This window comes from Epilithonimonas sp. KH_059, from assembly GCF_057838485.1.
In genome coordinates this window covers 1,774,552-1,797,177 of the sequence record NZ_CM174468.1, presented here as the reverse complement: position 1 = coordinate 1,797,177, position 22,626 = coordinate 1,774,552, and the positions used below count along the sequence as shown (strand labels likewise).

Sequence of the window (22,626 nt, the reverse complement as noted above, 5' to 3'; positions counted from 1 at the left end):
TGAAAACGTTTCATGCCTGAAAACAATACGCTTTTATGTTCTCCAGGCGATCAGTTTCGTTGTATTTTTAGTACATTTAAAAAAAGCAAACACAAATGAAACTATTTAAAAAGCCTACTGTCTACTTTGTAGTACTTTTACTCATGCTTGGCGCTTGTGAATCGAAGAAAGCGGACGTTGCACCCACTGAAAAATCGCAAGAATTCACTCTAGTTGATTTTCAACGTGCGCTGTATGAGGTCCAACTTGATTCTCTGCTTGATGTAAGAGATTTTAACGGTATCGTTTCCATTATGCAAAACGGAGAACTCTTGTATCAAAAATCGAAAGGATTTGAAAATTTCAAAGAAGGAATCCCAATTTCAGATTCTTCTGTGTTCGCAATCGCTTCTGTAAGCAAGCAGTTTGCTGCCTCGCTAACTCTGCAGTTCGTAGAACAAGGAAAACTAAAGCTAGAGGATTCTTTAAGCAGCTACCTCAGCGAATTCAATAAGCCGAAATGGAATCAAATCAAAGTGTCACAACTTCTAAATCACACTTCGGGAATCGTTGATTTTGCGCCAAATTTACGATCTACTCCCGGTCAAAAATACCATTACTCCAATAAGGGGATTAATTTCATTGGAAAGCTATTAGAAACTGTATCCAAACAAAATTTAGAGGATTCACAGTCCCAATTATTCTCTCAATTAGGTCTTCAAAACACGTACCCCGCATCCCATACTATACCAAGAAATTTCGCATCTGCATATACGGGGCCATTCGGTTCACCACAAGTCGTACCAAATATGCCTCAGAGACTTATAAATGAACAAATTGGACTTGCTGCAGGTGGAATTCTATCTACAGCGAAAGATCTTCATAAATGGAATCAAACTCTTTATTCAGGAACTTTCCTTAGCAAAAAGTCTGTAAAAAGTATGCAGAACACAGTGACAAAGGCAACGCACCCCATCTTAGGAGAAATCTACTATGGTTATGGTCTCATGAAATCCCGTCAACAGCCCGAAAGTTATTTCCATACAGGCTATGTAAAAGGATCGGCTTCACTCCTGCTCTACTATCCAGAATCGAAAACTTCGGTCGTTATCCTTTCCAATCAAGCCGATGAACGACAAGGTAAACAAGCCATTTTTAAGTACCATAAAGAAATCAAAAAACAAACTGATCAGATTGAACTTGCTCTTGAGCAAATGAAAAAAAATTAAAGCAAATCATAGACAGCAAAAAGTAAAATAAAAAAGTTATCTTAGACTCATTACTAATGAATCAAACTCGGAATAAAAAAACCATTCTTATGAAAAAATTCATAGCCATTTCTTTGCTTTCCCTATTGGCAATGTGTACAGTTAGCACCAAATCCGATCGTTTATTATCGGTTTCTAATCTCTTAAAAATGAATTCAGAACAAATTGAAGGTCTAAAATCCATCTCCATAGAAGAGCACAATGGGTTCAAATATTTCAAGAATGAGGTGAAAACAAAAGTTTTTAGTAGCGTAAGTAGCACATCCACCTCCTCTTCTTTGAATAAAGGGGATGAACAAAGAATATTAGAAGTGATCAAAAAATACCAGTAATCGAGCAACCAAATAGCGCACGGCTTTCCTTTTAACTCGACCTCTTTTTAAAACGTCATGCCTTACTACTAAAGTCTATCTAGTGTTTCATCGGAAATTTCTTCCACAGGTTGGCTCTTAAATTTCTTAGATACGACATTCCACCGTAGGGAAAGACCTAGGACTCGGTTATCATTGTAGCTATCGGATTGGACATAGAATAAGGAATTGTCTACAATCTCCCTTTCTCCCATCCCTTTAAAGACATCATAAAAGTAAAGTATCGCATCAAAATTCTTAAATCGCTTAGTCAGTACCAAATTCAATTTGCTTGTCGATAAATGGTTTATCACGCCATCATTATAGTTGGAAACCCAAGTGAAATTCGCATCAAAACTCGTCGTCTTTCCCAATTTGAATTTATTATTATAATTAAGGGTAAAACGAGGTGTGCTGCTTTTAATTATCCCTTTATACGCATCGTCCTTAAGTTTAAAGTACACACCCTCCATGGTTAACTTTGAATTCCAATACGGCAGAATATTCATACTGTATCCGCTAGTTAAGGTACCAACGTAAGAAGTATTGAAATTCTTATATGTAGTCACTAATGAGTTGTGGGAGGTAGAATAAAAAGTAGATAAAAAATCTTCAATGTACATTCCTTGCGCAGAGAAGAAAAAAGTCTTGTGAAAATATTCATATCCAGCCATGTAATATTTTGTCGGCCTAATATCCTGATCCCCTACGAATCCAATCACATCATTTTGAACTTCAAAACGATTTAGATAACTGTAATTCGGTCGCTGAATCGCTTTCTTAAAAGATATTGTACTCCCTTTTTTACTCTCCATGTTATAAGAATGCAGAGCAATATTGTAGAGCAGATGGTTAAACTCTCGATTTAATATATGAGAATTAGAATCAAATGCCTCTGCCAATGTACTTTCAAATCGAACGCCAGCCGATAGGGTTTTGCTAGGGGAAAGTTGAACATTCTGATTTACAAAGGATGCGATCGTCTGCTCTTTGTACTGAAAAGGATTAAGAACTCCTTGGTTAAAGTTCAAACTCTCTGATTTAATACGATTTAATTTAATCCCTACCATCGTTTTGCCAAGAGTGTTTGTACTAGTGTAATCTGCGAAGTAATTAAATATAGGCACTTTTGTTTCCACACGTTGTTCCACTGTGCTGTTATTGAAATCACTATTTGGAAGCGCCTGTTGCGCACCAATTTTCAGCTCATTACGCTTGTTGAACTTATGGTAGAAAACCTGCGAAAACTTCAGCGTTTGCGCATCCGTCGACAAATTCAAGACCTGTGGCTGGTTCTCTATTGCTATTTTATTTTCAGAGTTAGAAAAGTTAAGATCCTGCATGAGGACCAGTTTTGATTTGGGAGACAAATCCCAACTAAAGTTTGATATGAGCTGATGTACCTTTAGGTTTCTATTGCTTTGTGAGTAAAGCTGATTCTCAAAACTTGGTTCGTTAGCATGAAAAATCTTGTAATCCAATTCCGAAGTTTTGACCGGTTGATAAAAATCAAAACCGTAGCTAACATAAGCACTTATTTTTTTATAATTAAGGTTTGAGGAAATATTGCTATTTGTAAATGCCTTCTCACGTATCCCAGCAATCGAGGAAATTCCAATTTTGTAATTGTCTATCCTCGAATGTAGGATAACGTTAACCACAGCTTGGACCTGGGAATCATACTAAGCATTGGGCACATTTACAATTTCAATGGTCTTGATGTCTTTAGGATCAATGTTTTTTAGATAGTCTTCTATATCCGCAGAACTCATTTGCATAAGAACTCCATTAATTTCAAGATGAATAGTCTTGTTAAATAGATAAACTCCTTCATTATCTTCGACACGCAAAATAGAGATCGTTTTTAAAGCTTCCCAAGAATTGGTTTGATCCTGAAAGTCAGTTCCATTTACTTCGACAGAATAGCGATCATCCTTCTGAGTAATTTGCACGACTCGGCTCTTACTAAGTTTCACCTCTTCTATTTTAGCGGTTTGCACAGAATCGGCTTGCTGCGCATTGAAATACACGGCAAAAAAGCTCAGAAAAAACAATAGGTTAAATTTAAGATTCAATGGGTAGTTTAGTTTCATTCGTTTCTATAAAATAAATTGTAAGATTCCAGACGATCATAATCGCGGAAAAAAAATATAAATTTAAAAATAAGGCAATTCCTAAATGCAAAGCAATAATAGCAATCAATCCCACTCCTCGGCTTACCTTAAAGTTCATATAAACAGGATATAGCATTTCAATTAGAATCGTGAGCCACCCAGCTACTATAAAAATGATAGGAAATGCTCCTAATTGATCGACATTCAAATCGAAATCATTACTGAAATTGGGCAAATGTAGGGCTTTCCAAACAGATTCCCCATTTCTCCAATTCACTCCAGAAAGCTTCTCAACTCCCGAAATGAAATAGATAAAATTGAGATGCAACCTTTGCAATTCAAAAAATGGATAAACTTGAGTAGGCTTCCTTTTAAAAAGCAGTGCAGCAACTGAAAAAGTGCGATCTGAGGGATGCAAAACAATATATAAAAGAGATAGGGAGGTGAAATAATCTGCGCCGTATGAAAAGTAGTAGGCCGACTTCACTAATCCAATCTGTAAAATCAGGAGTGCAATTGCCCAAAATCGGGAACCAAACCCTAGCACAATGAACAAACATGCCGCAAAATAAAGAGCCTTAAATAGGAATACAGCCCCTTGTACGTCGGGCGCAATTAAAGTCAGCCACCCGATGATATCGTCATACAAATATAAACTATGCAAATAAACGGTCTGAATATCCGCAGGGACAATTGCATTCGCACCATACAAGAAATCAAAATCCTTTTGAATCGACAAAAAATGAAGAAACATCAGAAGTCCTATTGAAATTCTAAAAAAGGCGACCGCCCTGCCCGCCTGTATCGTACCAAAGAAATACTGGTGGACGCTGTTAATTAGTTGTGGAATGAACCTGCTCAATTTGAATAAGTTTAGGACGAACAATTGGATAATTCTTCAAAGTGGGGAAATGGTATAGAAAAAGTTTTGTATTGACAGAATCTGCATTTTCATATTCCAGTTTTTGATCTCCAAAACGTTTAAGGATAAGTTTTAGATAGTCTTGATTCAACTTTTGGAATTGACTGAGTGGCTGCCCATTCTCTTCTTTTTGTTTACTATCTAAATAGTCCATAAAGACAGAGTTTATATTCGCAAATCGTAAAGTCCCTTCTTTTGTTTGCAATTCGGAACTAGAAACATGATTAGATTTTGCACCATCAATGAAAACTTCATGTACAACCATAAAATCACTTGCCACATTAGGGGAAAAAAAACCGTAGCCTGTATCTAGGCCCGTATATTTAAAAAATGGATATAACAACCTCTGATTTGCAATGCGATTTAATATTTGGTCGACCTTATCACTAGAATGCAATTCATAAAACGAAATATGACTATAATATGCTGTTCTGCAAGCATTAAATATAAATGAAAAAATTAGCAAAAATATAATTGCATATACAAAACCAATCCTCAACAGATCTTTGCTCATAAATACTGAATTAAAGAAAGACTCTACCCAAAGGCAAAGTCTTGTATTGTATGTGGGGGGGTTAATTATATTTATTAATTATTTCCAATAATTGTGCGGGAAGTTTATCTTTAGGAGGTTCGGGATTAGTAGTTTCATTAACTGCAACTGTTTCTTTCACAGTACCATCTCTAGCAGACTCATGAAAAAATATTGTTTGCTTAAAAATACCATCTCCGTTATAAGTTTCCGTGTTATCAAGGAGATAATTAATATCAGCATCCGTCATATTCTCGAAATTGATTTTGACATTCCCACTTGAGTCAATCTCAACCGATTTTGAATTTTTTGGAGCAAATGATAATGTGGCAAGCAAAACTGCTCCACCACCAAAAAGTAACAATTTATTTCTCTTAATAATTTAGTTTATACGTCGAAAGTACTTATAAATTATGAAATGAGCAAATTTGTTTTAAACTTTCAGAGCAAATTATTCAATATTTGCAAATTTCAACCGGTATTATTTGTCCATTTCAATTTTTCAATCACCTTATTAAAAATATTTATCAACATTTTAAGGTCAACTAAATCGTTTGAAAAAGAGTACATCTCCCTATTTCAAATAATAAAAGCCTTACTTTTGTACAGTGAACACGCAGCGAATTATACTAGGAATTGACCCAGGAACAACCATCATGGGATTTGGAATCATCTCCGTGGAAAAGGAGAAGATTCAACTTGTCTCCATTCATGAACTTATCCTTAAAAAATATCCAAATCACGAAACTAAACTAAAGCACATTTTCGAAAGAACCTTGGCCCTTATCGACGAATACCATCCAGACGAAGTGGCCTTAGAAGCCCCCTTTTATGGGAAGAACGTGCAATCCATGTTGAAACTTGGCCGAGCGCAGGGAGTTGCAATGGCAGCCTCTCTTTACCGTGACATTCCAATTAAAGAGTATTCTCCAAAAAAAATCAAAATGGCGATCACCGGCAATGGAAATGCCAGCAAAGAGCAAGTTGCTGCTATGCTCAAGACTTTACTCAACCTAAAGGAATTTCCCACGAAATATCTGGATGCCTCCGATGGACTCGCCGTCGCCGTCTGCCATCATTACAATTCCAATGCGGTTCAAGTAGACAAATCGTATAGCGGATGGGATAGTTTTCTAAAACAAAACCCCGACCGAATTAAATAACTACCTAATTTTCAGCTCTCTTGAATTGTAAATACATTTTACAATCAATTTACTTGGTTAAACCTAATACTATCTGTAACATTGTTGTGAAAAACAGCACTTATTAATTTTAGTCACACTTGTTATGAACAAACCACATCACAATACAAAACCATCAAACCATTCGATGAATTGGTTTCAGAAATTTCTAATCCTATGCTCTGGGGGAAACCTTATTCTACTAAAAAAGTCTCCAAGCGAATGGAATAAATTTGCAGGCATTGGCGGGGTCATCTTATTTACGGCCGCGTTCGCCACACTATCAGCGGGGTATGCTCTTTATACTGTCTTTGATAACTTTTGGGCAGCGAGTGCATTTGGCCTACTTTGGGGTTTAATGATTTTTAATTTAGACCGCTATATCGTTTCTTCTATAAAGAAAACGGGGACATTTTGGAATCAATTTTTCATGGCCATGCCAAGAATTCTGCTCGCTACTTTCCTGGGTATTGTCATTTCAAAACCATTGGAACTAAAGGTTTTTGAAAAAGAAGTAAACAAGCAACTCAGCAGTATCATTCAGCGAAACAAAGCTCAACTGCAATCCGAAATGAATGCGAGAATCTTAAAGCAAAACAGTCCATTCGAAGAGGAAAAGAAACAAATTGCAGATAAAACGGCTAGCCTCAGAGCCTCCTACGATTCCGCTTCTGTCGAACTGGAAAAAGAAATCCTTGGAACCAAAACGGGACTTACTTCTGGTAGAGAAGGGTACGGCCCCAATGCAAAACGTAAGTCGGAACTAAAGGAACAAAGGCGTATTGATTTGGACAATTACCAAAAGAGTGTAGCACAGCGGACCGAATATTTGGATCAGGAAATTTCAAAGGTCTACCAAAACTTGGAGACAGAACGTAAAAAAACAGACGTTTTTGAAGAAGGCTTTAATGGATTTGCAGCGAGACTTCAAGCTCTTGACGAGCTCGGGGAGAATTCCAAGATCATGGCACTCGCTTCGCTTTTCATCATGGGTCTTTTTATTGCCCTTGAAATTTCTCCGGTGCTTGTAAAACTGATCTCGCCCATTGGACCCTATGACTATTTGCTCGAAGAGCACGAGCATAGTTTTAAACTCTATTCAAATGAAAAGATTGAAAAAGGAAAACTCGCAAGTGAGTGGCGACTTAAAAACTATCCTCAAGAACTAGAGGACTTACTTTCTAAAACAAAGGATCCTACGAGAGATCCAAATCAATAAACCGAAACCTATAGGTCAAAAAAATACTGCATGCGAGTCGCATGCAGTATTTTTTATCTTTAAGAAAGAACTTATTTTCCTTCCATAATTCTCAAAGTTGAGCTTTGAGTAAACTCTTTATTTCGATCGTAAAACGCGTGGCAAAGTTTCCCTTTCAAGGTGTAACTGCCTTTCTCAAGAACAATGAAATTTTTATCTCTTTTGTAAATCGGCAAATTGTACGTTGCCGTCCCTGTAAATCTCAAAATCAAATCGCAATTGGATTCGTTGTAGACAATGAGTGAGATTTTTTCCCCTTCATTTGAATTAAGCAATATATCCAATGATTCCGCTGCCGTTTGATGTTTTGCAATGGAATCTCGCTCCATCAAAATCTCAAATTCAGTCCGAATGACTTTCTTGGGTATCACTTTAGGTTTTGGCTCTACTTCTGTCTTTACGATTTGCACCCGTGGGGCACAAGAAAAAGTAAATAAAAGAAGAAATAGTCCCAGGAGAAGGACCGCACTGTTCTTTTCCATTTACAATGAATAATTTGGAGCTTCCTGAGTAATGATTACATCATGAGGATGCGACTCTTTCAAACCAGATCCTGTAATTTGAACCATTTGCGTATCGTTTTGAAGTGCCTCAATGTCTTTCGCACCACAATAACCCATTCCAGCTCTTACGCCCCCTGTTAATTGAAACACCACGTCTTCAATCTTTCCTTTGTGGGGAACTCTCCCTTCAATTCCTTCCGGTACAAATTTTTTCGCTTCGCTTTGGAAGTATCTTTCTTTTCCGCCTCGTTTCATGGCAGAAAGACTTCCCATTCCTTGGTAAGATTTAAACTTACGGCCTTGGAAAATAATTTCCTCACCGGGAGCTTCGTCTGTTCCGGCAAGCAAAGAACCTAGCATCACAGCACCGGCACCACTAGCGATTGCTTTCACAATGTCCCCAGATAGTTTGATCCCACCGTCTGCGATGACAGCCACATTTTTCGTTTTTGCATACTCAAACACATTGTAGATAGCAGAAAGCTGTGGAACTCCCACACCGGCTACCACTCGGGTCGTACAAATCGAACCTGGGCCCACTCCCACTTTAAGAACGTTTGCTCCTGCTGCAATAAGATCTTCGGCTGCTTTAGCGGTCACAATATTTCCTCCTACAATGTCAAGTTCAGGGAAATTAGAGCGAATTTCTTTTACTTTATCTAGTACACCTTTGGAATGTCCATGGGCGGAATCAACTGCGATAATATCCACACCTGCATCCACTAGGGCTTGAACACGGGCAATGGTATCTTCTCCGATTCCGACTCCGGCGCCCACTAGTAAGCGTCCACTTTCGTCCTTATTTGCATTCGGGTATTCAAGTTGATTGTCAATGTCCTTTATGGTAATTAGACCTACGAGTTTAAATTTCTCGTCAACGATCGGTAATTTCTCGATTCTATTTTTGAGTAGAATTTCTTTTGCATCTTCAAGAGTCGTGCTTTTGTCAGAAGTAATAAGATCCTCTTTGGTCATTAACTCCTCTACTTTCGCGTCAAGATTCTCTTGGTATTTCACATCACGGTTCGTGATAATTCCAATTAAAGTATTATCAGCGTCTACCACCGGAAGTCCAGAAATTTTGAATTTTGCCATTAAATCTCTTGCTTCTCCAAGAGTATGGTCTTTTGATAAAGTAACAGGATCCGCAATCATTCCATTCTCAGAACGTTTTACGCGGTTCACTTGACCCGCCTGCTCTTCAATGCTCATGTTTTTATGAATAAACCCTAAGCCTCCGATACGAGCTAGAGCAATTGCCATGTCCGCTTCCGTCACGGTATCCATTGCAGCAGATACGATGGGAACATTGAGCGTAATTTTATCAGAAAGTCTTGATTTTAGAGAGACCTGGTTAGGTAGTACTTCAGAATAAGAAGGAATAAGAAGAACGTCATCGAAAGTGATGGCTGTCTCCACGATTTTGTTATGTATAGACATCTTTTACTTTCTGTGCAAAATTAAACCTTTTATTTGAAAAGTAAAAATTTTCTCCAATATGTTACTGAAAATTAACACAAATCGTGAAATTCGGTTTTATCTATCAACACGAAATTTATAAATTTCGAGTACGAGAAATGGCTTTCGTTGCATCGTGACTTCTGGAATAATTAATCAAATCCGAAAGATCCTTCTCCGTGAACTTTCCACTTACATCAATGTAGACAAGTTCTGCATCAGATTTCACCGCAATTAAAAATTTGCGAATTTGATTGGATTTTCGCTGCACGCTAAAATCGATTGTTTCAGAATCTTTTTTAACACTAACCCAGGGTTCAAGGTCTCTTTGGTTCATAAATCGAGCAAAACTACGGTTTAACTCTTTACTCGAGTTTTGGACTGTAAAGATTTGAACGTCTGATATTTTCTTTAGAAGAGCAATCAGTGCGGGTCCATCGGGCTCATCTCGCAGAGCAATTTTTACGACAGGCTTCGCAAGCCACATAGGAACATTTACCTTGACGTAGTTCGCATCCGAAAAGCCGGGAGTATCTTCATTGAAAAAATTCACGTTTTGCTTTTTCGAAACCATACACGATTGTAGCACCGCTCCGAAAACAAGAAGTAAAAAAAAGGTTTTAAAATTTTTCATGGTGGTTCTTAAAATGATTTATAACTGCCTGCTGATTTTAATGTCACTTGGGAAGCGGGTTTTGGATTGGAACGGTATCTAACCGATCCACTAGAACTCACCTCGCCCTCTACACTCTTCGTAGCATTAATCTTCAAATTCCCCGCAGAAGAGACATCGACTCGTACGACCTCCGATTTGAGGTCTTGCGCATTGATTGTCGCTGCACTGGATACTTCATATGCGGCAGCCGTAGCGAGTCCGTTTAAGGATACGTTCACTCCGCTAGAGGCTTTTACATCGAGAGACTTTGTGTTCACATTTAGAGCTCCGTTTGAGCCTGAGCTTGCGTGCAAATTCACACTGTCGGTGGCATCAAGGTCTAAGGATAGACGAGCACCTGAAGAGATCTTTAAATCAAAATTTCTCCCTGACACGCGATTTAGACCATTAAAGTTTGCCCCTCCCGCTACATTGACATCCGTTATGTTGGGCGCGGACACTTCCACGTGCAAGTTCTTAAAGGAAATTCCTTTCTTGTTTGGAGATTCGATAAAAACTCTCAAAATTCCACTCGCAACTTCTGTTTTAACATATTGCAATTTGTCTCCATCTGCGCTGACCGTCACCTTTTGCTCTGGGCTTTGGGTAAACGACACCTTCACACCCGAGCTCGCACTAATTCCAGTAAACTTTTCTACCCTACGAACTTCCCGAGTTAAAATGCTAGAATTTGAACTACGGGTTTCGCTTTGTTCAAGACTTGAATTTAGAGAGGACTGACTTTTCGTGGCTAAATTGTTCACATCTTCCATCGAAATCTTCCCATCAAGAAGCATGAACACCATATTGTCCCCATTACTCACACTTAAAAGTAAATCGCTTAGGGTATCCCCTTTCGTATCCGCTGCCAAAAACCGCACTTTGCTATCGTTACTGTTGACCGTAATTAGTTCCTCGTAATGAAGATTCTGAATCGATGAAATTAAGCCTTGACGCAAGTTCGAAAGCGATTGTGCTTTGCCCTCAGAAGATTCCAAAATGAGTATTCGAATTCCGTCGATCTTCCCTAGCATAGGTTGAATCGTTTCCAGTTCGGCATCTTGTAAATCCAATTGACTTAAAAGACTAAACATAGGCTTGGCAATCTTAATTGAAGTAATGCCCTCGGTATTTTGATACCGATCAAAGAGCTCTATGATTTTTGTTTTTTGTCCAAATACATTGAGAACAGATCCCAAGAACAAAAAACTAAGTATTATTTTTTTCATTGCTTTGTAATTAAAATTCAACATTTTCAAATGTGGCGTCAGCCTTAGCTACGGTTTGGGAAACTTTGTCAGACAAAATTCTTAACGAGTATTTTGTAATATCAATGGCTTCGGCTTCATTTTCAATCTTCTGACCATTGATTATGACATAATTGTCTTGGTATTCATTCTTCGTCCCCCCCGAGCTTTTCTTCGATTCCGAAGTTTTCACCTCCTTAGGTTCATTTTGTACATAACGGACTTTCCCGTGTTTCTTAATTCGACCTCTAGTAGGTAATATCGTATTGAGTACCTCTTGCTCCGAATTTGAGGCTTGCTTATTTTTTCCGATCGAATCTGGTGCCGAATTAGACTCCTGCTCCGTCTCTACCTTCGCTTGGGCCTGATTCTCCAATTCAAAACTTTGTTTTTCTGATAAGATCGCTTCCTTCACCTGTCTATCGGCAAACTCCACGTTTGTTTCCGATGGGGACTTCATGAAATAACCCACCCCTAAGGCTACCAGCAGTGTCACACTAGCGGCCACAAGAAAATAAGGTCTAGAGTTTCTCTTTCTTGAATTCCCAACTACGAATTCTTTCTTAGGCGCACTTTGAGCCTCTTCTATAAAATCTTTGAATTCCCATTCAAGTGAATCGTCTTTTAAGTCTTTTAAAAGATCTTTATAGGTCTGTGGATAGTTCTCTTTTTTCATAATTCATCAGTTCTGTAATTTTGAAGCGTAGCTTTTCGCGGGCCCTATTTAAGTTTACGCGCACGGCATTGGCTTCCATTTGCAACACTTCACATATTTCTGATACTTCGTATTCTTCTACATCCTTTAGGTGAACGACCAATTTCTGTTTCTCAGGCAACTGATCAATAAACTTTAGTATGTGCTCTTTTAAATTGTTAGGCTCCGCTTTACTAGGTTCACTTCGGCGCAAGGTAAAACTTGCAAACCCTAATTTTACATCCTCATGTTTAAGCCTATTCAAGCATTCATTCTTGACGCATCGTAGAGCAAACGATTTCAAATTTTGATATTCATGCAGAGTCTCACGTTTTTGCCAAAACTTAATCATCAAATCTTGCACAATATCTTGCGCTTCGTCACTGCTACGCACGAATTTTTTGGCAAAACGATACATCTCATCTTTGAGAGTAAATACGGTCGCTTCAAAATCGTCCTGAGTCATATTTTTGGGTTCTAATAATAAGACAATACCAAGTCTTAAAGTATTACATCGAATCGAAAAAATCCGTCAAAAAAAGACGGATTTTATTATTTAGTATCCTAGAGTCGCTTCTATTGCTGCTCGTACACATATTTTAGAATTGCTTTGTCGCTCTCCAAAAGAGGAATTTTCCGTCTTGACATTGCTTTCTCTGCTACTTCGTAGGCTTTTTCTATTCTAAACTTAGGATCTCCTTTCATTCCACCCCAGGAAAAATGCTCCACTAAATTGGGTGGGAAACCACTTTTAAAAATATTAGCCCCGACGCCAACAACCGTTCCTGTATTTAGCTGTGTATTAATAGCCGTTTTTGAATGATCCGCCATGATTAGACCCGCAAATTGAAGTCCGGTCCCTTCGAAGCGTTTGGTTCGGTAGCTCCAGAGTTTCACTTCTGCGTAATTGTTCTTTAAATTGGATGAATTTGTATCGGCTCCTAAATTACACCATTCACCAATCACAGAGTTTCCGACAAACCCGTCGTGCCCTTTGTTTGAGTAGCCAAAAATAATGATATTATTAATTTCCCCTCCTACCTTGCAATGAGGACCAATCGTAGTGGCGCCATACACTTTTGCCCCTAAATTGAATTTAGAATGATCTCCTAAAACAATAGGACCGCGCAAATGACAGCCTTCCATTACTTCCGCATCCTTTCCAATATAAATTTTACCGCTTCTTGTGTTTAACGTTGCAAACTCTAACTCAGCACCCGGTTCTATAAACAGATCCTTTGGATCTCCAAGAAACCCACAAGTCTCTGAAAGAGGTGCGGAGGTTCTTCCCTTGGTAGCAAGTTCAAAATCGAAATCAATGGCCTCCTTATTAAAGGTAAACAAATCCGTCGGCTGCGAGTAAAACAAAAGATCTTCTGTAATATCCGTCATCTTCTCAATTTGGCTCAAAGAGAAATCCTTCATATTCACTCTCGCCACTAGAAGTTCATTGTTATAAACAAGTGCTTCTCCCAAACTTAAAGATCTAATTTGCTCTAGTACACTTGGAGTCGGTAAAAAATTAGGAACAATAAATAAGCTCTCTACCATTTCCGGCGCTGGGAACTTAGCCTCGAGATACGCCTCTGTCACATAGCTTGCTCGATCTGTATCTAAAAGTTTTTGCCAACGTTCAGCAAACGTATAAATACCACAACGCATCGAGGCCACTGGCCTTGTATAGGTTAAAGGAAGAAAATCCTCCCAATATTGGGCATCTGAAAACACTAATTGAATCATAAATAACGTATTATCTTGGTATCAAAAATACGATAATTCTGCTATTTTTACCTATTCTACCCTAAATAACCACAAAAAAAGCTGCTCCTTTTGGAACAGCTTTGTGGTAATTAAATACTTCTTTTTCCCAATGGGCAAAAAGAAAAGTAATGATTCGCTTACTTCGCGAACTTTTTATATTTGTTCATGAACTTGTCTACACGACCCGCCGTGTCAACTAATTTCACTTTCCCAGTATAAAATGGGTGAGATGTAGAAGAGATCTCCATTTTGATTAATGGGTAAGTCGATCCTTCGAACTCAATGGTGTCTTTTGTTTCTGCAGTTGACTTGCAAAGAAACATCTCGTCGTTACTCATATCTTTGAAAACAACAAGTCTATAATTTTCTGGGTGAATTCCTTGTTTCATAATAAAAATTTTAAAAAAATTAAAGGTTTGCTTCAGAAATAGTAATGGATATTCCTCTGCTAAAATTTAGACTGCAAAATTAAGATTTTTTTTCAAATACACAAAATGATTTGCAATAAAAATTAAGCCAAAAGTAATCCGATTTTATTACATTTGACAAGTTAGGAAAGTATCTGCTTATCAACTACTTTTTCGCCTCGATTTGTTCGCGGCATTTGCAGAGTACTTCAGCCAATTAATCGATATTTTTAGGAAAACAAAAACAGTTTAGGGTTTGGAAATCACACAATTACAAGCTAGGGTAGATCAGTGGATCGAGACGGTTGGCGTACGCTATTTTAGCGAACTTACCAACATGGCGATCCTTACTGAAGAAGTAGGAGAAGTAGCACGAATCATGGCCCGGCGCTACGGAGAACAAAGCGAAAAGCCTAGTGACCAAGAAAAAGATTTAGGCGAAGAGCTTGCAGATGTTCTTTTTGTCACTTTGTGCCTCGCCAATCAAACCGGTATCAATCTCCAAGATGCTTTTGATCGCAAGATGCTTTTGAAGACGAAACGCGACGAGCAAAGACATCAAAACAACCCAAAATTAAAATAAAGTCTTACTTATTAGAGCGTATGTTACTTACACACTCCACATTAATACCCAATCAAACCGTACAAATATGCGGTTCAAAAAGCGTTTCCAATCGCCTCATTATATTAAATGCCCTTTTCCAAAACGTAAAAATGGAAAATCTTTCGGATTCGAAAGACACACAGGTTTTAATCAATGCCATTCAAAGTGAGGAGCAAACGATTAACATTGGTCACGCAGGGACCGCGATGCGCTTTCTAACCTCCTATTATGCAATTCAGGAGGGTGAAGTTAAAATTTTAACGGGCTCTACACGCATGAAACAGCGTCCAATAGGCCCATTAGTTGAAGCGCTACGGGAACTCGGGGCCGAAATTGAATACGTTGAGAAAGAAGGGTATCCTCCTTTAAAAATAACAGGACGCAAAATCCAAAAGAGTAAAGTTCGGATTGCCTCCGATATCTCGAGTCAGTACATTACCTCTCTAATGTTAATTGGTGCGAAACTAATCCATGGGATCCGTATTGAACTTGAAGGAGAAATCACTTCTAAACCTTATCTCCTACTCACCAGAAGACTCCTAAAGAACATTGGGATAGAAGTGCAGATATCCGATAATAGAATTGATATAAAGCCCTTAAAACTCGAAGAAAAGCTATCCAACACTACGTTTGTAAAAGTGGAAAGCGACTGGTCCTCGGCATCTTATTTTTACTCCCTGGCAGCCATTGCAAGACAGCCTATTAAACTTCGTAGTTTCAAAAGCCATTCCTACCAAGGGGATTCAGCCTTAAAGCGGTATTACTGGGAGTTTTTCGGTGTGAATACAGTCACGGATACTCAAGAAACACTAATTAGTCTACTTCCAGAGCTAGCCCATTATCCTGAGGCAATAACAGCGGATTTAAACGACAGTCCAGACATTGCTCAAACGCTTTGTGTGACAGCTGCCATCTTAAAAATTCCGTTTTATTTTACGGGACTTAAGACTTTAAAAATAAAAGAAACAGACCGACTTCTAGCCCTTCAACAAGAACTAAAAAAAATTGGTTGTATTGTAAAGGTGACAGAAGAAACCATAGAGACCTTGGAATACACATCCCCGGACTCCTCGATCGAAATCGAGACTTATGACGACCATCGAATGGCCATGAGTTTTGCTCCGTATCTATTGCAAGGAGATCTGAAAATTTTAGACCCGATGGTGGTTGAAAAATCTTATCCTAAATTTTGGAGCGATCTAAAGCACGTAACAAAACCTATAAAAACAAATAACATTGAATAAAGTAATCGTAATCACGGGGAGTTCCACCGGCATAGGTAAGACCCTAGCGGAGCATCTTTCCACACAAGGGCACACTGTCTATGGTCTCAGTCGTAAGGACATTCAAAACCCACAGTTTCAAACGATCCCTACCGATATAACCCAAAAGGCTGAAATAGCTTCTGCCCTTTCGTATATCCTAGAAAAGGAAAAAAGAGTTGATGTCTTAATTAACAACGCAGGAATGGGAATGGTCGGAGCCATTGAAGACGCACTAAAAAATGAAATCCAAAAATTATTTGCACTAAATCTAATTGGAACCGTGGAAATGATTTCGGCTGTTCTTCCTAGTATGCGCGAAAGAAAAGCGGGACAAATCATTAACATCTCAAGTATTGGATCTGAAATGGGACTTCCGTTTCGGGGATTTTACAGTGCTTCGAAAGCGGCTGTGGACCGCGTCACCGAAGCCATCCGATATGAAGTACGCCCCTGGAACGTCCAAATTTGCAGTCTGCATCTAGGCGACATTCAAACCAGTATAGCGGATTCCCGAGTGAAAAGCTCCATTTCAAAGCCTTACGAAGACGTATTCAATAAAGTATATGGACTGATGAATACCCACGTAGACAAAGGAAGTACGACCCTCGAAGTCGCTCAGTACATAGAGTCACTGCTTCACAAGAAAAACTGGAAGGCACACTATTATTTCGGTAAATTGGGTCAGAGAATTGGAGTTCCTCTTAAATGGCTCTTGCCTCAGAACTTCTACGAAACCCTCATGAGGAAATACAACAAAATAGAGTAATACCCCTCTGCATTAACCCACAAAAGCATCCCTTCTCGGATGCTTTTTTTGTTGTGTATGGGAGCATAGGGACTAGATCCCTTGTTGGTTTAGGGGTTCTTATCTTCTGTATTCGAGAAGTAAGGGCATAAAAAAATCCCCAATCACAATGTGATTGAAGATTCAAAAAAAAAAACTGGCGGCGACCTACTCTCCCGCGTTAGCAGTACCATCGGCGCTAGAGGGCTTAACTTCTGTGTTCGGAATGGGAACAGGTGAGCCCCTCTGCTAAAACCACCCTAAATATTGTAGGTTGTCTCCATTTATGTGTGATAAATGAAGTCAGCCTTATTAAAGCGATAAAAACGCTCACAAAGAAAAAACCTTTCTTGCACTTTTGAGTGACCAAATAGGCTATAAATCTACGGGTAATTAGTACTACTCGGCTATGCTGTTGCCAGCTTTACACCTGTAGCCTATCAACGTCGTCATCTCCAACGACCCTTAAAAGATGTCTCATCTTGAGGCAGGTTTCGCACTTATATGCTTTCAGTGCTTATCCGTACCAAACGTAGCTACTCTGCGGTGCGCCTGGCGGCACAACAGATACACCAGAGGTTTGTTCAAATCGGTCCTCTCGTACTAGATTCAAGCCCTCTCAAACATCTAACGCCCGCAATAGATAGAGACCGAACTGTCTCACGACGTTCTGAACCCAGCTCGCGTGCCACTTTAATGGGCGAACAGCCCAACCCTTGGGACCTTCTCCAGCCCCAGGATGTGACGAGCCGACATCGAGGTGCCGAACCTCCCCGTCGATGTGAGCTCTTGGGGGAGACTAGCCTGTTATCCCCGGAGTACCTTTTATCCTATGAGCGATGGCCCTTCCATACGGAACCACCGGATCACTATGTCCTGCTTTCGCACCTGATCGACTTGTAGGTCTCACAGTCAAGCACCCTTATGCCATTACACTCTACGCACGGTTACCAAGCGTGCTGAGGGTACCTTTGAAAGCCTCCGTTACTCTTTTGGAGGCGACCACCCCAGTCAAACTACCCACCACGCAGTGTCCTTCTTTCGAAGTTAGGCTCCAAGTAAGCAAAGGGTGGTATTTCAACAATGACTCCACCGACACTAGCGTGCCAGCTTCAAAGTCTCCCACCTATCCTACACATTGCTTACTCAAAGTCAATACGAAGTTATAGTAAAGGTTCACAGGGTCTTTTCGTCCCATTGCGGGTAATCGGCATCTTCACCGATACTACAATTTCACCGAGCTCGTGGCTGAGACAGTGCCCAGATCGTTACACCATTCGTGCAGGTCGGAACTTACCCGACAAGGAATTTCGCTACCTTAGGACCGTTATAGTTACGGCCGCCGTTTACTGGGGCTTCAGTTAAAAGCTTCGCTTACGCTAACTTCCTTCCTTAACCTTCCAGCACCGGGCAGGTGTCAGACCCTATACAGCATCTTTCGATTTAGCAGAGTCCTGTGTTTTTGATAAACAGTCGCCTGGGCCTCTTTACTGAGGCCTCCCCTGAGGGAGGCGTCCCTTCTTCCGAAGTTACGAGACTATTTTGCCTAGTTCCTTAGCCACGACTCACTCGAGCACCTTAGGATTCTCTCCTCGACTACCTGTGTCGGTTTTGGTACGGGTTGCTTCACTTCGGCTTTTCTTGGAAGCACTTTCCCTGCAGCAGCTTCGCCCGAAGGCTAGGCCTTGACTATTCCGTCAGTCTCCAGCAGGTACGGCACTCCGTCCCCTTTTTAGTGTGAGCAAGTATGGGAATATTAACCCATTGTCCATCCACTACCCCTTTCGGGTTCGCGTTAGGTCCCGACTAACCCTCAGCTGATTAGCATGGCTGAGGAACCCTTAGTCTTTCGGTGTGCAGGTTTCTCGCCTGCATTATCGTTACTTATGCCTACATTTTCTTTTCTATAAGCTCCACAATACCTCGCAGTACTGCTTCAACGCCGATAGAATGCTCCCCTACCCAGTATAAATACTGCCATAGCTTCGGTAATATGCTTATGCCCGATTATTATCCATGCCGGACCGCTCGACTAGTGAGCTGTTACGCACTCTTTAAATGAATGGCTGCTTCCAAGCCAACATCCTAGCTGTCAATGCAGTCCAACCGCGTTATTTCAACTTAGCATATATTTGGGGACCTTAGCTGTTGGTCCGGGTTCTTTCCCTCTCGGACATGGACCTTAGCACCCATGCCCTCACTGCTGATCATCATTTATTAGCATTCGGAGTTTGTCAGGAATTGGTAGGCGATGAAACCCCCGCATCCAATCAGTAGCTCTACCTCTAATAAACTAAAATCAACGCTGCACCTAAATGCATTTCGGGGAGTACGAGCTATCTCCCAGTTTGATTGGCCTTTCACCCCTACCCACAGGTCATCCGAAGACTTTTCAACGTCAACCGGTTCGGTCCTCCACTTTGTGTTACCAAAGCTTCAACCTGCCCATGGGTAGATCACAAGGTTTCGCGTCTAATCCTACTAACTATGCGCCCTATTCAGACTCGCTTTCGCTTCGGCTCCGGACCTTAAGTCCTTAACCTCGCTAGTAAAATTAACTCGTAGGCTCATTATGCAAAAGGCACGCCGTCACTCAACTTGTGAGCTCCGACCGCTTGTAGGCGTACGGTTTCAGGTTCTCTTTCACCCTTCTATTCGAAGTGCTTTTCACCTTTCCTTCACAGTACTTGTTCACTATCGGTCTTTCAGGAGTATTTAGCCTTGGAGGATGGTCCCCCCATATTCAGACAGGATTTCTCGTGTCCCGCCTTACTCATTTATCATTTAAATATGCCTTTCATATACGGGGCTATCACCCTCTATGGCCGCTCTTTCCAAAGCGTTCTATTAAACATATAAAAACTTTTGGGCTAATCCGCGTTCGCTCGCCACTACTTACGGAATCTCTTCGATTTCTTTTCCTCCGGGTACTTAGATGTTTCAGTTCTCCGGGTTTGCTCTGCTTACGCAGTAATACATCTTCAATGTATTGGGTTGCCCCATTCGGACATCTGCGGATCAATTCGTGTGTGCCAATCCCCGCAGCTTTTCGCAGCTTACCACGTCCTTCTTCGCCTCTGAAAGCCTAGGCATCCGCCATACGCCCTTAACGATTTCTTTCCTATTTTTTTAGTTTCCTAAAGCACTCAAAAGTGCTCGGTTTTCTCTTTGTGATGTCTTTACCGTTAATGTCAATGATCTATTTCGCTTTCTTGAGTGTCCGAGTACACAATTGTTGTTTTTGGCTCCAATCGTAACTTTTAAACTCGGTCTCAAAAACCGTGGAGAATAAGGGAGTCGAACCCTTGACCTCCTGCGTGCAAGGCAGGCGCTCTAGCCAGCTGAGCTAATTCCCCCTTCTTAAATTAGTAGTCTCGGGCAGGCTCGAACTGCCGACCTCTACATTATCAGTGTAGCGCTCTAACCAGCTGAGCTACGAGACTTCATTATAAAGAAACCAAAAGGCCTCTTAATCTCTCTGTTCCCTGATACTAATCCTAGGGGTTTATGAATAAAATAATAACAACCAAATAATTAAAAAAAACCAAAGCGAAAACTTTTGAGTAAGTACTCTAAAATTATTTTTCTGACGTACTGTCTCTAAAATGAGATGTTCCAGCCGCACCTTCCGGTACGGCTACCTTGTTACGACTTAGCCCTAGTTACTTGTTTTACCCTAGGCAGCTCCTATTACGGTCACCGACTTCAGGTACCCCAAACTTCCATGGCTTGACGGGCGGTGTGTACAAGGCCCGGGAACGTATTCACCGCGCCATGGCTGATGCGCGATTACTAGCGATTCCAGCTTCATAGAGTCGAGTTGCAGACTCCAATCCGAACTGAGACCGGCTTTCGAGATTCGCATCACTTCGCAGTGTAGCTGCCCTCTGTACCGGCCATTGTATTACGTGTGTGGCCCAAGACGTAAGGGCCGTGATGATTTGACGTCATCCCCACCTTCCTCTCTACTTGCGTAGGCAGTCTCACTAGAGTCCTCAACTAAATGTTAGCAACTAGTGACAGGGGTTGCGCTCGTTGCAGGACTTAACCTAACACCTCACGGCACGAGCTGACGACAACCATGCAGCACCTTGAAAATTGTCCGAAGAAGGATCTATTTCTAAATCTGTCAATTCCCATTTAAGTCTTGGTAAGGTTCCTCGCGTATCATCGAATTAAACCACATAATCCACCGCTTGTGCGGGCCCCCGTCAATTCCTTTGAGTTTCATTCTTGCGAACGTACTCCCCAGGTGGCTAACTTATCACTTTCGCTTGGTCTCTGAATCCGAAAATCCAAAAACGAGTTAGCATCGTTTACAGCGTGGACTACCAGGGTATCTAATCCTGTTCGCTCCCCACGCTTTCGTCCATCAGCGTCAGTTGTAACTTGGTAACCTGCCTTCGCAATTGGTGTTCCGAGTAATATCTATGCATTTCACCGCTACACTACTCATTCCAGCTACCTCAACTACACTCAAGACCGACAGTATCAATGGCAGTTCTACAGTTGAGCTGTAGGATTTCACCACTGACTTACCGGTCCGCCTACGGACCCTTTAAACCCAATAAATCCGGATAACGCTTGCACCCTCCGTATTACCGCGGCTGCTGGCACGGAGTTAGCCGGTGCTTATTCATACAGTACCTTCAGCTCTCCTCACGAGGAGAGGTTTATCCCTGTATAAAAGAAGTTTACAATCCATAGGACCTTAATCCTTCACGCGGGATGGCTGGATCAGGCTTTCACCCATTGTCCAATATTCCTCACTGCTGCCTCCCGTAGGAGTCTGGTCCGTGTCTCAGTACCAGTGTGGGGGATCACCCTCTCAGGCCCCCTAAAGATCGTAGACTTGGTGAGCCGTTACCTCACCAACTATCTAATCTTGCGCGTGCCCATCTCTATCCGCCGGAGCTTTCAATATTAAATGATGCCATTCAATATATTATGGGATATTAATCTTTCTTTCGAAAGGCTATCTCCCAGATAAAGGCAGGTTGCACACGTGTTCCTCACCCGTACGCCGCTCTCAAATATCCGAAGATATTCTACCGCTCGGCTTGCATGTGTTAGGCCTCCCGCTAGCGTTCATCCTGAGCCAGGATCAAACTCTCCATTGTATGTTTGTTTGACCTACTCAAAGTTTTGACTTCGCTTTGGTTTTATATTTTTTCCTTACTTGGTTGTTGTTATTGTATTTTCAATGATCTTCTATTCCTCTCGCTACTCAAATTACTTCTGTCGTTTCATCTGATTTGCGAGTGCAAAAGTATAAACTTTTTTTTACTTGACAAAATGTTTTGGAAGTTTTTTTTAAAAAGTTTTTCTTAATCCCTGACGGGCCTAATAAAACCAAACTCCTAACCTCTATCTCCTTCTACATCTTCCTTCTCGTTTACTTCTGCGCTCCTACGTTCTTTCGATTTCGGATTGCAAAGATAGGGGTTTTTCCTTGTGCTCCAAATTATATTTGAATTATTTGTTAACGAAAGTGCTAACCTTTTGAAATTGAGTGAGAAAAATTTCAGCATTTTTGCCTTCTTTTTTGGAGCCTTTCTCCAGCAGGCAACAAATCGAGATTCTAGGGTATAAAACGTAAAATCGCAAAGTCCTCCAAATTCTATTTTCCCCAGCTTCTCAAAAG

At 40.6% G+C, this 22,626-nt stretch carries 20 protein-coding genes, 2 tRNA genes and 3 rRNA genes; 7 read left to right on the top strand and 18 right to left on the bottom strand.

The window, feature by feature from the left end; translation table 11 throughout:
* Positions 1-95: 95 nt before the first annotated feature.
* Both AC3IRX_RS08470 and AC3IRX_RS08465 read left to right on the top strand, forming a co-directional pair.
* Positions 96-1,208: a serine hydrolase domain-containing protein gene (locus AC3IRX_RS08470; protein ID WP_489209673.1), complete on the top strand. Its 1,113-nt coding sequence runs from the start codon at positions 96-98 to the stop codon at positions 1,206-1,208.
* 89 nt (positions 1,209-1,297) lie between these two features.
* Positions 1,298-1,579 (top strand): hypothetical protein, encoded by a 282-nt coding sequence (locus AC3IRX_RS08465; protein ID WP_489209671.1) that lies wholly within the window; start codon positions 1,298-1,300, stop codon positions 1,577-1,579.
* 68 nt (positions 1,580-1,647) lie between these two features.
* On the opposite strand, the gene AC3IRX_RS08460 is transcribed toward AC3IRX_RS08465, so the two are convergent.
* The 5 genes from AC3IRX_RS08460 to AC3IRX_RS08440 all read right to left on the bottom strand — a co-directional run bounded on the left by AC3IRX_RS08460 (position 1,648) and on the right by AC3IRX_RS08440 (position 5,529).
* Positions 1,648-3,078: an outer membrane beta-barrel protein gene (locus AC3IRX_RS08460; protein ID WP_489209670.1), complete on the bottom strand. Its 1,431-nt coding sequence runs from the start codon at positions 3,076-3,078 to the stop codon at positions 1,648-1,650.
* A gap of 201 nt (positions 3,079-3,279) precedes the next feature.
* The gene (locus AC3IRX_RS08455) at positions 3,280-3,690 is read right to left on the bottom strand and encodes a hypothetical protein (RefSeq protein WP_489209668.1); all 411 of its coding nucleotides are present in this window, start codon (positions 3,688-3,690) and stop codon (positions 3,280-3,282) included.
* Positions 3,662-4,465 (bottom strand): HTTM domain-containing protein, encoded by an 804-nt coding sequence (locus tag AC3IRX_RS08450; protein WP_489209666.1) that lies wholly within the window; start codon positions 4,463-4,465, stop codon positions 3,662-3,664. The genes AC3IRX_RS08455 and AC3IRX_RS08450 overlap by 29 nt, the downstream gene beginning before the upstream one ends.
* 79 nt (positions 4,466-4,544) lie before the next feature.
* Entirely contained in the window at positions 4,545-5,147 is a 603-nt protein-coding gene (locus tag AC3IRX_RS08445) for a hypothetical protein (protein ID WP_489209664.1), read from the bottom strand.
* Between the two features lie 61 nt (positions 5,148-5,208).
* Entirely contained in the window at positions 5,209-5,529 is a 321-nt protein-coding gene (locus tag AC3IRX_RS08440; protein ID WP_489209662.1) for a hypothetical protein, read from the bottom strand.
* 244 nt (positions 5,530-5,773) lie between these two features.
* Between AC3IRX_RS08440 and ruvC the strand changes: the two genes are divergently transcribed.
* Positions 5,774-6,328 (top strand): crossover junction endodeoxyribonuclease RuvC, encoded by a 555-nt coding sequence (gene ruvC, locus AC3IRX_RS08435; RefSeq protein ID WP_489209660.1) that lies wholly within the window; start codon positions 5,774-5,776, stop codon positions 6,326-6,328.
* 124 nt (positions 6,329-6,452) lie between these two features.
* On the top strand, positions 6,453-7,565 hold the full coding sequence (locus tag AC3IRX_RS08430; protein ID WP_489209658.1) for a DUF4407 domain-containing protein: 1,113 nt from the start codon (positions 6,453-6,455) through the stop codon (positions 7,563-7,565).
* 71 nt (positions 7,566-7,636) lie between these two features.
* Here the strand turns inward: AC3IRX_RS08430 and AC3IRX_RS08425 are convergent, their stop codons facing one another.
* The 8 genes from AC3IRX_RS08425 to AC3IRX_RS08390 all read right to left on the bottom strand — a co-directional run bounded on the left by AC3IRX_RS08425 (position 7,637) and on the right by AC3IRX_RS08390 (position 14,311).
* Positions 7,637-8,086 carry a DUF6759 domain-containing protein gene (locus AC3IRX_RS08425; RefSeq protein WP_489209657.1) on the bottom strand — a complete coding sequence of 150 codons (450 nt, stop codon included), beginning with the start codon at positions 8,084-8,086 and terminating at the stop codon, positions 7,637-7,639.
* Positions 8,087-9,547, bottom strand: a complete 1,461-nt coding sequence (guaB, locus tag AC3IRX_RS08420; RefSeq protein WP_489209655.1) for an IMP dehydrogenase — start codon at positions 9,545-9,547, stop codon at positions 8,087-8,089.
* Between the two features lie 115 nt (positions 9,548-9,662).
* Complete coding sequence (locus tag AC3IRX_RS08415; RefSeq protein ID WP_489209653.1) at positions 9,663-10,199, bottom strand: DUF4252 domain-containing protein; 537 nt, start codon at positions 10,197-10,199, stop codon at positions 9,663-9,665.
* Positions 10,200-10,207: 8 nt separating this feature from the next.
* Positions 10,208-11,449, bottom strand: coding sequence for a DUF4252 domain-containing protein (locus AC3IRX_RS08410; RefSeq protein ID WP_489209652.1), 1,242 nt, complete (start codon positions 11,447-11,449; stop codon positions 10,208-10,210).
* 10 nt (positions 11,450-11,459) lie between these two features.
* Positions 11,460-12,143, bottom strand: a complete 684-nt coding sequence (locus AC3IRX_RS08405; RefSeq protein WP_489209651.1) for a hypothetical protein — start codon at positions 12,141-12,143, stop codon at positions 11,460-11,462.
* The gene (locus tag AC3IRX_RS08400) at positions 12,112-12,627 is read right to left on the bottom strand and encodes an RNA polymerase sigma factor (protein WP_489209650.1); all 516 of its coding nucleotides are present in this window, start codon (positions 12,625-12,627) and stop codon (positions 12,112-12,114) included. The genes AC3IRX_RS08405 and AC3IRX_RS08400 overlap by 32 nt, the downstream gene beginning before the upstream one ends.
* Positions 12,628-12,737: 110 nt before the next feature.
* Positions 12,738-13,901, bottom strand: coding sequence for a GlmU family protein (locus AC3IRX_RS08395; RefSeq protein ID WP_489209648.1), 1,164 nt, complete (start codon positions 13,899-13,901; stop codon positions 12,738-12,740).
* Positions 13,902-14,059: 158 nt separating this feature from the next.
* Complete coding sequence (locus AC3IRX_RS08390; RefSeq protein ID WP_459084802.1) at positions 14,060-14,311, bottom strand: type B 50S ribosomal protein L31; 252 nt, start codon at positions 14,309-14,311, stop codon at positions 14,060-14,062.
* Between the two features lie 274 nt (positions 14,312-14,585).
* On the opposite strand from AC3IRX_RS08390, the gene AC3IRX_RS08385 reads away from it, so the two are divergent.
* The 3 genes from AC3IRX_RS08385 to AC3IRX_RS08375 all read left to right on the top strand — a co-directional run bounded on the left by AC3IRX_RS08385 (position 14,586) and on the right by AC3IRX_RS08375 (position 16,964).
* Positions 14,586-14,912, top strand: coding sequence for a nucleotide pyrophosphohydrolase (locus AC3IRX_RS08385; protein ID WP_489209646.1), 327 nt, complete (start codon positions 14,586-14,588; stop codon positions 14,910-14,912).
* Between the two features lie 131 nt (positions 14,913-15,043).
* The gene (locus AC3IRX_RS08380) at positions 15,044-16,177 is read left to right on the top strand and encodes a 3-phosphoshikimate 1-carboxyvinyltransferase (RefSeq protein WP_489209644.1); all 1,134 of its coding nucleotides are present in this window, start codon (positions 15,044-15,046) and stop codon (positions 16,175-16,177) included.
* On the top strand, positions 16,170-16,964 hold the full coding sequence (locus AC3IRX_RS08375) for an SDR family oxidoreductase (RefSeq protein ID WP_489209642.1): 795 nt from the start codon (positions 16,170-16,172) through the stop codon (positions 16,962-16,964). The genes AC3IRX_RS08380 and AC3IRX_RS08375 overlap by 8 nt, the downstream gene beginning before the upstream one ends.
* Before the next feature lie 173 nt (positions 16,965-17,137).
* Here AC3IRX_RS08375 and rrf read toward each other — a convergent pair.
* The 5 genes from rrf to AC3IRX_RS08350 form a co-directional block, all read right to left on the bottom strand.
* A 5S ribosomal RNA gene (gene rrf, locus AC3IRX_RS08370) occupies positions 17,138-17,245 on the bottom strand.
* Positions 17,246-17,355: 110 nt separating this feature from the next.
* A 23S ribosomal RNA gene (locus tag AC3IRX_RS08365) occupies positions 17,356-20,102 on the bottom strand.
* A 162-nt stretch (positions 20,103-20,264) separates the two neighbouring features.
* Positions 20,265-20,338 (bottom strand) — tRNA-Ala (locus AC3IRX_RS08360).
* Positions 20,339-20,351: 13 nt separating this feature from the next.
* Positions 20,352-20,425: transfer RNA gene (locus AC3IRX_RS08355), tRNA-Ile, on the bottom strand.
* Between the two features lie 160 nt (positions 20,426-20,585).
* Positions 20,586-22,102 (bottom strand): 16S ribosomal RNA (locus tag AC3IRX_RS08350).
* The 16S, 23S and 5S rRNA genes sit together here with 2 tRNA genes alongside, the layout of an rRNA operon.
* Positions 22,103-22,626 lie beyond the last annotated feature (524 nt).